General features: G+C 59.3%; 12 protein-coding genes. All 12 read right to left on the bottom strand.

Going from position 1 to position 12,703, the window contains the following annotated elements:
* Nucleotides 1-6: 6 nt before the first annotated feature.
* Nucleotides 7-426 carry a PaaI family thioesterase gene (locus AB4K19_RS10755; protein ID WP_375228370.1) on the bottom strand — a complete coding sequence of 140 codons (420 nt, stop codon included), beginning with the start codon at nucleotides 424-426 and terminating at the stop codon, nucleotides 7-9.
* On the bottom strand, nucleotides 423-1,100 hold the full coding sequence (gene pdeM / locus AB4K19_RS10750; protein ID WP_375228369.1) for a ligase-associated DNA damage response endonuclease PdeM: 678 nt from the start codon (nucleotides 1,098-1,100) through the stop codon (nucleotides 423-425). Before pdeM ends, AB4K19_RS10755 begins: the two co-directional genes overlap by 4 nt.
* Before the next feature lie 39 nt (nucleotides 1,101-1,139).
* Nucleotides 1,140-3,593, bottom strand: a complete 2,454-nt coding sequence (locus tag AB4K19_RS10745) for a ligase-associated DNA damage response DEXH box helicase (RefSeq protein WP_375228368.1) — start codon at nucleotides 3,591-3,593, stop codon at nucleotides 1,140-1,142.
* Between the two features lie 59 nt (nucleotides 3,594-3,652).
* On the bottom strand, nucleotides 3,653-4,438 hold the full coding sequence (locus AB4K19_RS10740) for an NAD(P)-dependent oxidoreductase (protein WP_375228367.1): 786 nt from the start codon (nucleotides 4,436-4,438) through the stop codon (nucleotides 3,653-3,655).
* Nucleotides 4,435-5,742, bottom strand: coding sequence for an ATPase (locus AB4K19_RS10735; protein WP_375228366.1), 1,308 nt, complete (start codon nucleotides 5,740-5,742; stop codon nucleotides 4,435-4,437). The genes AB4K19_RS10740 and AB4K19_RS10735 overlap by 4 nt, the downstream gene beginning before the upstream one ends.
* Nucleotides 5,743-5,823: 81 nt before the next feature.
* Complete coding sequence (locus AB4K19_RS10730) at nucleotides 5,824-6,321, bottom strand: prepilin peptidase (protein ID WP_375228365.1); 498 nt, start codon at nucleotides 6,319-6,321, stop codon at nucleotides 5,824-5,826.
* 4 nt (nucleotides 6,322-6,325) lie between these two features.
* Nucleotides 6,326-7,186, bottom strand: coding sequence for a tetratricopeptide repeat protein (locus tag AB4K19_RS10725; RefSeq protein WP_375228364.1), 861 nt, complete (start codon nucleotides 7,184-7,186; stop codon nucleotides 6,326-6,328).
* A gap of 31 nt (nucleotides 7,187-7,217) precedes the next feature.
* A complete protein-coding gene (locus tag AB4K19_RS10720; RefSeq protein ID WP_375228363.1) occupies nucleotides 7,218-7,805 on the bottom strand; it encodes a tetratricopeptide repeat protein in 588 nt (195 codons plus the stop codon).
* Entirely contained in the window at nucleotides 7,805-8,788 is a 984-nt protein-coding gene (locus tag AB4K19_RS10715) for a type II secretion system F family protein (RefSeq protein ID WP_375228362.1), read from the bottom strand. Before AB4K19_RS10715 ends, AB4K19_RS10720 begins: the two co-directional genes overlap by 1 nt.
* A 12-nt stretch (nucleotides 8,789-8,800) precedes the next feature.
* A complete protein-coding gene (locus tag AB4K19_RS10710) occupies nucleotides 8,801-9,763 on the bottom strand; it encodes a type II secretion system F family protein (RefSeq protein ID WP_375228361.1) in 963 nt (320 codons plus the stop codon).
* Between the two features lie 12 nt (nucleotides 9,764-9,775).
* Nucleotides 9,776-11,227, bottom strand: a complete 1,452-nt coding sequence (locus AB4K19_RS10705; RefSeq protein ID WP_375228360.1) for a CpaF family protein — start codon at nucleotides 11,225-11,227, stop codon at nucleotides 9,776-9,778.
* A gap of 20 nt (nucleotides 11,228-11,247) precedes the next feature.
* Nucleotides 11,248-12,480, bottom strand: coding sequence for an AAA family ATPase (locus tag AB4K19_RS10700; RefSeq protein WP_375228359.1), 1,233 nt, complete (start codon nucleotides 12,478-12,480; stop codon nucleotides 11,248-11,250).
* Nucleotides 12,481-12,703: the final 223 nt, after the last annotated feature.

The following is a 12,703-nucleotide window of genomic DNA, read 5'->3' as shown; positions in this document are numbered from 1 at the left end:
TGGAAATCAGCGGGGCACAGGAACCATTGTGCCCTGCAGCACTGCAATCAGAACCGCGTCACTGCCGGTAATGGCGTGCACTTCGGAGCTGACAACCACGAGCCGCTTGCCGGGCTTGATGACACGCCCGGTCGCTCGCAGACAGTCACCGCGCGCAGGGGCCAGCAGGTTGATCTTGATCTCTGCCGTGACCACCTCATTTTCCGGCGCCATTGTTGTCAGCGCCGCATATCCCGCAGCACTGTCGCCAATCGAAAATGTGAGACCGGCATGTCCGAAGCCCTGCTGCTGCAGGCTGCCGGGCAGAATGGGAGCCTCGATCACGACCTGTCCGCGCGAAATATCTGCGATGGTGGCACCAAGTGTCGTCATCATGGCCTGCGCATCAAAACTTGCATTGATCCGCGCGAGTTCGTCTTCGGTCATACGGCAGTTTCCCTTCCCGGCATTGGCACCCTTAACGGCTGCGGGCCCGTCAGCACGGCAAATGCGTCCGGTCCCATAAGGCTGGCAAGCGCGCTGTCGTGTGAACTGAGCCCGCCCGTGTAGGTCCCATAGGCCGGCAGGATAAGGCGGGCGCTGTCAAACAAAAAGGCGGGGCGTGTCATCCGCCGCCCGCGCACCTGAATGGCGGCCTTGGGGTGGTAGTGCCCGGACACCTCGCCACGCGCGCCGTCGCCGGCGATATGCCGGAAGGTCAGCGGGCCAAGGCTGACCTCCTGCTGATGCGTGCCGCCGAATTCCAGCGGGCCCGGATCATGGTTCCCCTCAATCCAGGCCCAGCTGCGTCCGGCCTGCAGCCGTGTGATCCAGAGACGTTCTGCGTCCGGCAGCGCGTCCGCCGCGGACAGATCATCAAAGCTGTCGCCAAGGCAGATCACCTGACGCGCATTCGTAAAGGCAAGGTCTTCGCCCAGTCGGGTCAGCGTATCGCGGGTTTCATAGGGGGGCAGCGATTGTCCTGACCGCCGGGCAACGCGTTCAGATTTCCCTAAGTGCAGGTCTGAGACGCAGAGTAATTTCTCACCCGGCCACCAGAGTGCCCCAGAGCCCAACGCCCGAAGCGTCACACCGGCGAACGTGAAGTCGTGGTAGTTCATGATTTGTTCATGCCGCAACGCGGGCCGAGGCGCAAGACATCAGTTCCCGACACGCCAACGCGGTTTGTCGGCCGGCTGCGGGGAGATCTGCGCGAGACCGGAGCTTTCCATCAGGCGCTCGGCTTCTTCTGCCAGCAGACGCTCCTCTGCGGCGCCTTTCACCGGAACCCGGCCCATTTCCAGGAACATTGGTGCCGCCAGCGGGCTGACCCGGTCGAGTACCCGGTGATCGATCCGGCCCGCTACACGCTGCGCCATCTCCTCGATCCGGCCAAAATCAACGAGGCCGCGCAGTGCCTCCTCGCGCGTGACGTCCAGCAGCAGATGCCCCGGGTCATATTTCTGCAGCGTGTCATAGAGGATGTCAGAGCTGAAGGTTGCCTGGCGGCCGGTCTTTCGGGCAGAGGGTGTATTACGCTGTATCAGCCCGGCAATGGTCGCGCTGGCCCGGAATGTCCGTTTCATCACGGCGTTGCCCGCGAGCCAGGTTTCCAGCCCGTCCTGCAGCGCAACCAGATCGAAAAGCGGGGCAGGCTCGTGGATCCGGTCGAGCCCCCAGATCAAGGTGGCATAGTCGGTCGCGACAAACCCCAGCGGGTTGAGGCCGGTTTCCTCCATGCGTTTCGTCAGCAGCAGGCCCAGTGTCTGCTGTCCGTTTCTGCCCGCAAAGCCATAGACAACCGTCTGTTCCCGCCCGTCATGCGCAAAGCTCTCGATCAGCAGGCGACCCGGGGCGGGCAGTGCGCTGACCTTACGCTGCAGCGCAAGCCATTCGGCGGTATGCGCGGGCAGTTCCGGCCAGTCCTTTTGCTGGAACATCTCGATCACCCGCGCGCTCAGCTGCGTGGATGTTGCGAACTTCGTCCCCATAAAGGTGGCAACCTTAGGCTTTTTGGCCGCATTCCGGCTGACCTCTACCGTCATTTCGCGCAGCCCCTCATAGCGCACGATCTGACCGCCGATCAGAAAGGTATCGCCGGGTGTCAGCGAGGCGGCGAACCCCTCTTCGATTTCGCCCAGCGGTTTGCCACCGCGGCTCCGGCGCAGCCTGACCTTCAGGGTGTCGGTGTCCTGAATCGTGCCGATGTTCATCCGGATCTGGCGGGCTGCGCGCGGGTCGCGCAGCTGCCATCTGCCGTCGGCAGTCTGCAACAGCCGCTGCCACTGGTCATAGACCCGCAGCGCGTACCCGCCCGTCGCACAGAAATCGAGACACCGGTCAAATTCATCGCGCGCGAGGTCCGCATATGCGCCCACTGATGTGACTTCCTCGTAAAGGGCCGCAGCATCAAAAGGACCCGCACAGGCGGTGATCAGGATATGCTGGCACAGAACGTCACGGGGGCCACGTCGGCCCGGATCGCCATCCAGATCGCCTGCGCGCACGGCGTCGAGAGCTGCAACGCATTCGACAACTTCGAACCGGTTGGCGGGTACGAGAAGCGCCTTTGACGGCGCGTTGTACCGGTGGTTTGCACGGCCGATCCGCTGCACCAGCCGCTTGACGTTCTTGGGCGCGCCGATCTGAATGACCAGATCGACATCGCCCCAGTCGATGCCCAGATCGAGGCTGCCGGTACAGACAATGGCCCGCAGATCGCCCCGCACCATCGCCGCTTCGACCTTTTCGCGCTGCTGCCGGTCGAGGGATCCGTGATGAATGCCGATCGGCAGGGCATCGTCATTGGCAAGCCACAGATTATGAAAGAAAATCTCTGCCTGTGCCCGGGTGTTGTGAAAGATCAGCGTGGTTTTGTGTTTGCGGACTTCGTTCAGCACGGCCGGGATGGAATAAGCGGCGTTGCCACCGGCCCAGGGCGGTGCCTCTTCTGTTGTGAGCATGGAAATATCCGGTGCCGGTCCGGGGTCCGCGTGCAGGATGTCACAGGGATCCGGATGGCGGGCCAGCATGCGGGCAATGGCCTGCGGGTCATCGACGGTCGCTGATAAACCGACGCGGCGCATGTCAGGGCAAAGCTGTTGCAGACGGCCAAGCGCCAGCATCAGCTGGTCCCCGCGTTTTGATTCCGCCAGCGCATGGATTTCGTCTACGATGACGCGCTTCAGCCCGGCAAACATTCTCGGGGCATCCTCGTAGCTTGTGAGCAGAGCCAGGCTTTCAGGTGTTGTCAGCAGAATATGCGGCGGGTCGGCCCGCTGGCGCTTCTTTCTGCTGGCTGGTGTGTCGCCGGTGCGGTCTTCAATCCGGATGGGCAGCTGCATTTCGGTGACCGGTGTGGTCAGGTTACGTTTGATGTCAGCGGCCAGCGCCTTGAGTGGCGAAATGTAAAGTGTATGCAGACCATCGTGCGGGGTGGTGGCCAGATCCGTCAGCGTGGGCAGAAAACCGGCCAGCGTTTTACCGCCGCCCGTCGGTGCGATCAGCAGCAGAGCAGGGTCATCCGCCCGGTCCAGCATCGCCTGCTGGTGCGGGTGAACGGACCAGCCGCGCGTGGCAAACCAGTTTGTGAATGTATCGGGCAATCCGGGCATGAACAGCAGGATAGCGCATGGTGGAAAACCGGCCAGTCTTAAAACCCGTCAGGCCTGTTTCAGCTGCGGGGCTTCAGCTCCCGGATCGCTGCCTGGACGGTGCGTGGCAGGGACGTGTCCGCGCCGTCCGGCGCCGCATCGAGCGCGCTTTCAATGTCCTTGACCAGAATGCCGATCGAGTTTTCAGCATCCATACCTTCATTGAAAAATTCGATGTCCGTGCCGCCAGAGGCGAACCAGTTCTGACCGGACGACGTGTGGATGAGCGCCAGCAGCCGGTCAGGATCGATCCCACCCGCTTCTGCCCAGTCCAGAACAAGACGTGTCATTGCCGTATTCGAGGCCGCAAGGAGGTTGTTCAGGACCTTGGCCTGCATCCCGGCGCCGAAACCGCCCATATGATGCAGAGAGGACCCCATGGCCTGCAAAACAGGCCGTGCAGCGTCGATATCCGCGGCAGTGCCGCCCAGCATAAAGGTCAGCCGTGCCTCCCGGGCGGCGATCTGTGCGCCGGACATCGGCGCGTCGATCAGCGTGATATGGGGCGCAATCAGGTCGCGCAGCCCAGCCACATAGACCGGGCTGAGGGTGGAGCAGATCAGAATACGTTCCAGTCCCGGAACAGAGGCGAACCCCTGTTCACCGAAAAGTACTTCGTGCGTTTCCGGAATGTCCCGGACGACGGTGATCAGGGTTTTCAACCCGGATGTGAACTCAGCGGCGCTGGTGGAAATTCCCGGGGCCTGCACCGGTCTGACGTCAAATCCGCGCGCGTCGAAACCGTCAGCGCGCAGGGCGGCCAGCATCGGCGCGCCCATACGACCGCATCCGGCAACGCCGATCATTTCACAATATGCTCGTCCTTGACGAACATGTTTGCCCAGGCGCGGTCCACAAGCTCCGGTGACATCTGGTAGGGGATTCCTTCGAATTCGCAGATGGAGATCATCTGGTCGATCAGGAAGATCGGCTGGTAGTTGGCATAAACGTTGTCGATCTCAGGGTAGCGGACCTTGAGAAGGTGCACCAGCGTGGCCTCATCCAGCGGCATCTTCCGCTTTTTTGCGACCATGGCAAAGATTTTCAGGAAGTTTTCCTGGTTCGGCCCGTCGATTTTGATCTTGAAGAAGATCCGGCGCAGGGCGGCCTGGTCGAAAATCTCATTCGGGTGAAAGTTCGTGGAGAAGATAACCAGCGTATCGAACGGCACCTCGAACTTCTCACCGGACTGCAACGCCAGAATATCCTTGCTTTCCTCCAGCGGAACAATCCAGCGGTTTACAATGCTCTGCGGGGGCTCTTTCTGGCGGCCAAGGTCATCGACAATAAAGATACCGCCGGTGGATTTCAGCTGCAAAGGCGCCTGATAGGTCCGGGCCGTCGGGTTATACACCAGATCCAGCATGTCGAGCGACAGTTCGCCCCCGGTGATAACCGTGGGCCGTTCGCATTTGACATAGCGCATGTCGTAGGGCGTCGCACGGCGCAGTGAATTGGGATTATCCTCATATTCCTCGGCAGCGGAATGCACGATGGGATCATAGACCGTGATGACCTGGCCTGCATATTCGATTGCCCGCGGCACAAATACCTTGTCGCCGAGAGCGTCGCGGATGCCGTTGGAAATGGAGGATTTACCGTTGCCCGGAGGGCCATACATCAGGATTGATCGTCCGGCAGACACCGCCGGGCCGAGGTGACCCAGAAGACTGTCGGGCAGAACAAGATGGCCCATGGCATTTGTCAGCTGATCCCGGGTGATCTGTACGTTACGCACGGACTGGCGCTTGATCTGTTCGCTGTAGACATCGAGCGGCACGGGCATCGCGCCAAAGTATTCTGACTGCGCCAGCGCATCGAGGGCACGCGATTTGCCCTGTTCGGTCAGCTGATAGCCCATTTCATTGCCGTTGTTGGCGTTGAGCGTACCTGTCGCTTCGAGCAGGCGCTGTGTTCGCGCCATGTCCACCAGTTCCTGCGTGACCGGGATGGGCAGACAGATCGCTTTGCTCAGATCGCTGACCATGTCGATGTTCTTGCGGAACATGGTTTTGAGGAGAATGTCGCGCATCATGACCGTCGGCAGGCGCATCTCGTCCAGCGTCCGGGGAGGCGGTGGCGACATTACGTTGGCGGTCTGCATGTTCATTGATGTTTTCCCTCGTGTCAGGCGGTTTCCCGGCAGGAGCCGGGCGTTACACTGTCACCTAAAGGGAAAAAATGGCTTAATTCAGGCACCATTGAGTGCAGCTAGGCACAGATAAAGGGCAAGCGTTGGACCAAGAGCGAGGCCCATCGGGAACCGCTTTCCGGTCTCCCAGCTTTCCCACTCAGGGGCCAGACGCCGCAGCGGGGAGGCTCTGACCAGACGGTGCGTACACCAGGCGGCCAGCAGCATCGCGGCAAAAAGAGCCAGGACAATCCGCAGATCCCCCAGCGCCACGTAAGGGGCAGATGCCGCGATGAATTTCGCGTCGCCTGCACCCATCGCACCTGCGGCATTCAGAACGATACCCAGGACCAGCATGATCACCAGTTGGGCAAGCTGCCAGCCATAGAGTGGCAGATCCGCGAGCACAAAGGGGCCGACAACAACGAATATCGCCGTCAGCACCATCACCGCTTTGTTCGTGATTTTCATGCGCGCAAGGTCTGTCCACGCAACATAAAAGCACACGGGCAGAACGAATGGCAGGAACCACCACGCAGCAAAAGACGACAGCGCCATGGTATCAGCCTGAAGCGGTCTTGTTGTCCAGCGCTTCGAGCGCGCGTACTGCCGGTTCAAAGTACTGAGGATGCGTTTCTATTGCGTCGCGCAGCAGGCTTTTGCCGGAAGTGACATCACCCCGTTTGATGGCGGTCAGGCCCATGGTGTGCAGTAGTTGCGCGCGTTCAATCTGGGTCATCGGGATGACCGGCAGGCTGTAATCGCCGCGTGCGCCGCGCGCCAGCACGAGGTTGTTTTTGGCCGTGAACAGGGTGTTGTCCTGACGGATCGCTTCCCCAAAGAGACGCTCTGCATCGCGCAGGTCACCGCGCGTCAGTTTCGAATAACCCCAGTTGTTCAGAACGTTGGCCGGTGTAGTCGTCAGCCCCGTAGCAATTTCGTAGAAACTGTCCGCACGTTCCCATTCCTGATTGCTGTCGGCCACCATCGCTTCGAGCCGGTAGCGGCCAAAGGTTTCGTGCGTCGGGGGGATCGTGTCCAGCACCGTTTCCGCAGTCGCCCAGTCGCCTGAACGGATCAGACTGTCGGCGCGGTTGACGCTGTCCTCGGGCACCGTTTCCGGGTGATCTGTCACGAATTTCCATGCTGCGGCCGCTTCGGTGTACCGTTTGGCGCGGACATAGGACACTGCGAGCCCGCGCCGGATGTCGATCCGGTCAGGGCTTTCCTTGATTGTGCGGCTGAAAAAGGCGACGGCCTCGTTCGGGTCCGCAACAGTCAGCATCACATCGGAAAGATCGGATTCATCGATGACGTTGACGTCCTGAAAGGCCCGTTCAACAGTTTCGTCACCGCTGGGAGTACATGCCGCTACGGCTATAGCGCCCGCCAGGGTGGCGGACAGATAAACTGGTCGGCGCATTTTTGCGTCCTTTTTTCTGCTCTTGCCTCGGTCATGGTGACGACTGGATAGTGAATTCGCTTCTGCTCCGCCGCACCAATGCGTAGTCATTATTGTTTGCCTGTGGATTATTTGTAGCAGAAATTTCTGAATTTGCGAGCGCTAAGCGCAGATTGTCCCGGATTGCGGCACTTTCGCCATTGTCGAGTGCGAAGGCGCGGCGGAAATACTGCTCTGCTTCGGCCGCTTTTCCGGCCTCCATCAGGACAACACCAAGGTTGTTCAGATCAGACGGTTGCGCGTCATCGTTCTCGACCGCGCGGCGCAGAAGGCTTTCCGCCTGAGCCAGACGCCCCAGTCCGAGATGTGCCGTGCCCAGACCGGCGAGGATTTCCGTATCAATCCCGCCACGGTCCAGCGCGGCACGGTTGAACGATTTGATGGCCAGTTCGAACTGACCTGCAGCCAGCAGCCGGTTCCCGACCTCGACACCGTCCACTGCATCTTCGGAATAGTCCACGCCCGGCGCGAAAACCGTATCATCAGGTGCGGAAATGCCGCCCGTTGTACAGGCGGCAAGTCCGAGGCTTGCGATAAGGATGGCGGCGGGAGAAGTGACCCGCCCGAGCCGTCGGTTCATCAGTTGACGCCCATGTTCCCCAGTTGCGTGATACCGTGTACCGACGGGCCGACCAGAATGATCAGCAGTGGCGGCACGGTCAGTATCATAGTGGCAAGGGTCATCTTTGTTGGCAACTTGTTTGCGGCTTCTTCGGCGCGCATCACGCGCTTGTCGCGCATCTCGCTGGCGTAGACACGCAGCGCTTCCGCGATGGAGGTACCGAAGGTTGCCGACTGGATCAGCACGGTCACGAAAGAGGACACGTCCTGCACACCACAGCGTTCGCCCATGTCGTTCAGAACGGTGGTTTTATCCTTGCCCGCTTTCATCTCGTAGGCGACAACGTCAAATTCCTGTGCGAGCGCCGGGTAGGAGGCCTGCAGTTCGCGCGCAACACGGACGATACACTGGTCAAGTGACTGGCCGGCTTCGACACAGACCAGCATCAGGTCGAGACTATCGGGGAAACCACGTGTGATCTCTTCTTTGCGCGTCTCAACCCGGCGGGTGACCCAGTAGGTCGGAAGGTAATACCCGATCGCACCTGGTACGAGCGTGTAGATCATCATCTTCTGCGTGCTGAAGCCTTCACCGCCGCCCAGCAGGTTCAGATATACAAAGGCAAGGATCAGACCCAGAATACCAAGGGCAAACTGTGCAAAATGGAAGAACCGGACGGCGTCCTTGCTCTGATACCCGGCCTGACGGAGCTGGAGCTGTTTCTTGCTGAGCTCGGCCACGTCCTTGGGTTCAAGGAAGGATGCAAACTTCTGTAGCTGCTCGTTGCGCTCCCCCTGACGCAGGCGTTTTTCCGGGGTTTTGGCCGCATTCGGATTCTGAACCGAACGCTTCAGTTTTTCCATGGGGTCTTCGGGCTGCGACAGCATCATCGCAACCGTAATAACCACCATGACCAGACCGACAGTTCCCAGCAGGATCATCGGGCCAAGCGGACCCAGGATGTCGATGATCTTTTCGTTTAAGTTGGCAAAGATTTCCATGAGTCCGGTTCCTTACACTTTGATATCGGTCAGGATACGCATGACCAGCAGGTTGAGTGCGAGAAGAATCCCCACAACAAAACACGCCGGAATGAACAACGCGTGGTCGCGCACTTCGTCGTAGTAGTTCGGGTCGCTCACGTTGATAACGATCAGGGCGACGACCGGGAAGGCTGACAGGAACTTGCCGGACCACTTTGCCTCAGCCGTGATCGCCTTGACGCGGCGGAACAGACGAAAACGGGCCCGGATCACCTTGGCGAGACCGGCGAGGATCTCGGCGAGGTTACCGCCAGATGTCTGCTGGATGGTCACGGCAACCGCAAGAAAGCGAAGATCCTGCATGTCGAGACGCTCCGCCATCTCTTTGAGGGCATCTCCCACGTCACGGCCGTAGGCGGCTTCATCGGCAATCATGCCGAATTCCGATGCCAGCGGGTCCTGAATTTCCTTGGACACAATCTGAATGGCCGAGGAGAACGGATGACCCACCCGCAGCGACCGAACCATCAGTTCAACGGCATCCGGCAGCTGTTCTTCAATCATGCCAAGACGTTTGTTCGCCTTGCTGGAGACCCAGAAGAAAACCGCGCCAACGCCGATACCTACAGCCATAACGATACGGACCGGCAGCGACGTCGCGGTGCCCACAGTCAGGCCAAGAAAGGCCACCACAGCCAGTCCGGCCATGATCAGGATCAGCTGCTGCGGCGTAAAGGCGATCGCGGCCTTCTGAGCTTTTTCGCCGAGCATGGAGTAGAGCGGGATCGTGCGGCTCTTCATGTGCTGCTGCATTTCCTTGCGCAGCTTTTCAAAAACTTCTTCGCGGCCAGCGCCCTTGTCGAGCATTTCAAGCCGGCGGTTCACTCGGCTGTTCAGAGAAATGGATTTCCCGAAGGTGACAAGATACAGACCTTCGACGAGCACCAGTACGCCGACAAAGATCAAGCCATAAATAATTGGTTCTGCAGACATTTTTCCTGATCCTTATTCGGCAGCAACAGGTTCATAGATCGTCGGCGGCAGATCATAGCCCCACATGCGGAAGCGTTCGGCATAAGCAGAGCGCACGCCTGTGGCAGTGAAATGGCCAATGATTTTGTTCTCAGGTGTGAGACCCACACGCTGATACCGGAAGATCTCCTGCATGGAGATCACCTCGCCTTCCATGCCCGTCACTTCTGTGATCGAGGTCATGCGTCGTGAGCCGTCCTGCAGACGCGAGGCCTGCACGATCAGGTTCACAGCAGATGAAATCTGCGAACGTACCGCTTTCAGCGGCATCTCAATTCCGGCCATCGCGATCATGTTTTCCAGACGGGAAACACCATCGCGGGCGGAGTTGGCGTGAATTGTTGTCATGGATCCGTCGTGGCCGGTGTTCATGGCCTGGAGCATGTCGATGACTTCCTCGCCCCGCGTCTCGCCAACGATGATCCGGTCAGGGCGCATCCGAAGCGCGTTTTTCAGACAGTCGCGCGGGGAAACCTCGCCTTTGCCCTCAACGTTGGGCGGGCGGCTTTCCATGCGGCCGACGTGTGTCTGCTGAAGCTGCAGTTCCGCCGTATCCTCGATCGTCAGGATACGTTCAGAGTTGTCGATGAACGAACTCAGAGCGTTCAGCGTGGTCGTTTTACCGGAACCTGTACCACCGGACACGATGATATTCAGGCGCGTTGCCACAGCGGCTTGCAGATATGCAGCCATCTCTTCAGTGAAAGCGCCGAAATTTACAAGATCATCAATGCCAAGCTTGTCTTTTTTGAACTTCCGGATAGAGACCAGCGACCCATCCACCGCAACCGGCGGCACCATGGCGTTAAAACGCGAGCCATCCTTGAGACGGGCGTCCACGTAGGGGTTGGATTCATCAACACGACGCCCCACGGCAGAGACGATTTTGTCGATGATCCGGAGCAGGTGACGTTCATCCTTGAACGTAATGTCAGTGAGTTCCAGCTTGCCTGAGCGTTCCACAAAGATCTGTTGCGGGCCATTGACCAGAATATCGTTGACCGTCTCATCCTGCAGCAGCGTTTCAAGCGGGCCCAGACCCGTGACTTCGTCATAGAGTTCTGACGTAAGGGTCTGTCGGTCTTCACGGTTGAGAACGATGCTGCGCTCTTCGAGGAATTCGCTCGCAATGGCGCTGATTTCCTGACGCAGATCCTGTTCTGTCGCATGCTCTAGAGCGGACAGGTTCAGGTTTTCCAAAAGAACCCGGTGCAGGTCGAGTTTGATCTCGCCCATCCGTTCCTTTCGTTTGCGTTCTTTGTCCGCCGGGGCGACCTGGGCCGGAACGGCCTGCGGCGCCTTGCGTGTGACCGCGGGCGCCGTGGCAGGGGCCTGACCGGCAGGCGCGATATTCGTTACCTTATCGTCCGGCTTAACTTCGCTGGCCGGCGCTGCCGCAGAGGGCTTTTTGTACTTAGAAAACATACGCGTATTCCTTTAATGCATCAGGCAGCCTGGACATCGGTCGACTGAAGTTCGAGGATCGATATGGCCAGTTTGGAAATTTCTTTACGCAGCGGGTTTTTGGGCGCTGAGCTTGCAAGAGGCATGCCATGGTCGGCTGCCTGAACAATCGGGGTGCCGCCGTCGGGCATCAGGAGGTCAATGGAAATGCCCAGCGATTCAGCCATACGTTTCACGCGGCTCTTACCGGACAGATCGGTGAATTTCGGTCCGCGGTTCATCACGTAGCGCAACTTTTCGATGGGCAGATCTTCGGACTGCAGGGCGCGTTTGAACCGCAGTGTGTTCTGGGCGGACCGCATGTCCATCTCGATGGATGCAAAATAGACGTGGGCTGCATGCAGAACCGCTTCTGTCCACTGCACCAGCGTCGACGGCATGTCGATCACCACATAGTCAAAGTGGCGGCGGGCCATGGTCAGAATGCGGTTGATGTCGTCTGAAGACATCAGGTCAAGGGGCAGCATATCGGTCGGCGCGGTCAGAACCTGCAGTTTGTCCTGGAACGTCAGCAGGGACTGGCCAAAGATTTCGTCGTCCATGCCTTCGGTGTCTGACAGCATATCATAAACCACCTCACGGCGGGGCAGGTCGAGGTATGTCGCAACTGCGCCATACTGGAGGTCAAGATCCAGCAAACAGACACTGGGTCCGTCTTCTTTCTGTGCCGTGGCCAGTTCCCAGGCGAGATTGACGCCCAGAGTTGTCGCCCCGGTGCCGCCGGCAAGGCCGTGCACAACGATGACAGCACCTTCTTTGTGATTGTCGGACTTGAGTGCGTGGGTCTGGCTGGCTGCCGCGATTTCATCAGCAGCGCGAACACGCTCGATCGCTTCGGCCAGTTCATTTTCAGGCAGCGGATAGGGGACAAACTCATCCGCTCCCTGGCGCAGAAGCGAATGCAGCGACGCAGGCGTCACATCCTCCGCGATAAGAATGACTTTGATTTTCCGGGCTTTGGCCTGGGTGATGATTTCACCCATGAGGGGCAGGTTGTCCTCGTCCGTCTCGTCCATCGCCAGTGCAATAAATTCAAGCGCCTGCGCCTCGGGTTGCCCGAAAAACGCCAGTGCTTCGGCAAAACCCAGATCACCCCAGTTCTCACCCAGCGCCAGTTCCATATCCTCGATCAGCAGATCAAAGTTCTGTACATCGCGGCTGACCGTGCAGGCCACGATAAGCGATGTATCGGGTTGTGGCATTGTGCTGCTCATTGCCTCGTCGTCCTCTTCCTTCAACAGGCCGGCAGAGCAACGGAGAGGGGGCGATAATCAGCCCACCCACTGGTCTCTGCGACAGCCGGGCCCGACGATCCCGCCGGGCATACGTGTCCCATTGCAGGTAAAGTCGCAGGCAATCTGGGCGAGATTAGGGCTTAAACCGCCCAATTGTTGGGTATCAGGAGACAATGATGCTTCAGAAATGAGTTTGGCCACG

Origin of the sequence: Roseobacter phycocola, from assembly GCF_042055075.2 — a bacterium.
GTDB lineage: Bacteria > Pseudomonadota > Alphaproteobacteria > Rhodobacterales > Rhodobacteraceae > Roseobacter.
Note: the sequence above shows the minus strand (reverse complement) of the source record. Positions and strands in the feature narration are given on the sequence as shown.

Excerpts from the sequence above, each read along its gene's own strand:
- AB4K19_RS10735 (WP_375228366.1), bottom strand. The coding sequence starts at position 5,742 with ATGAACATGCAGACCGCCAACGTAATGTCGCCACCGCCTCCCCGGACG.
- AB4K19_RS10705 (WP_375228360.1), bottom strand. The coding sequence starts at position 11,227 with ATGTTTTCTAAGTACAAAAAGCCCTCTGCGGCAGCGCCGGCCAGCGAA.
- AB4K19_RS10710 (WP_375228361.1), bottom strand. The coding sequence starts at position 9,763 with ATGTCTGCAGAACCAATTATTTATGGCTTGATCTTTGTCGGCGTACTG.
- AB4K19_RS10745 (WP_375228368.1), bottom strand. The coding sequence starts at position 3,593 with ATGCCCGGATTGCCCGATACATTCACAAACTGGTTTGCCACGCGCGGC.
- AB4K19_RS10700 (WP_375228359.1), bottom strand. The coding sequence starts at position 12,480 with ATGAGCAGCACAATGCCACAACCCGATACATCGCTTATCGTGGCCTGC.
- AB4K19_RS10715 (WP_375228362.1), bottom strand. The coding sequence starts at position 8,788 with ATGGAAATCTTTGCCAACTTAAACGAAAAGATCATCGACATCCTGGGT.
- AB4K19_RS10725 (WP_375228364.1), bottom strand. The coding sequence starts at position 7,186 with ATGCGCCGACCAGTTTATCTGTCCGCCACCCTGGCGGGCGCTATAGCC.
- AB4K19_RS10740 (WP_375228367.1), bottom strand. The coding sequence starts at position 4,438 with ATGATCGGCGTTGCCGGATGCGGTCGTATGGGCGCGCCGATGCTGGCC.
- pdeM (WP_375228369.1), bottom strand. The coding sequence starts at position 1,100 with ATGAACTACCACGACTTCACGTTCGCCGGTGTGACGCTTCGGGCGTTG.
- AB4K19_RS10755 (WP_375228370.1), bottom strand. The coding sequence starts at position 426 with ATGACCGAAGACGAACTCGCGCGGATCAATGCAAGTTTTGATGCGCAG.
- AB4K19_RS10720 (WP_375228363.1), bottom strand. The coding sequence starts at position 7,805 with ATGAACCGACGGCTCGGGCGGGTCACTTCTCCCGCCGCCATCCTTATC.
- AB4K19_RS10730 (WP_375228365.1), bottom strand. The coding sequence starts at position 6,321 with ATGGCGCTGTCGTCTTTTGCTGCGTGGTGGTTCCTGCCATTCGTTCTG.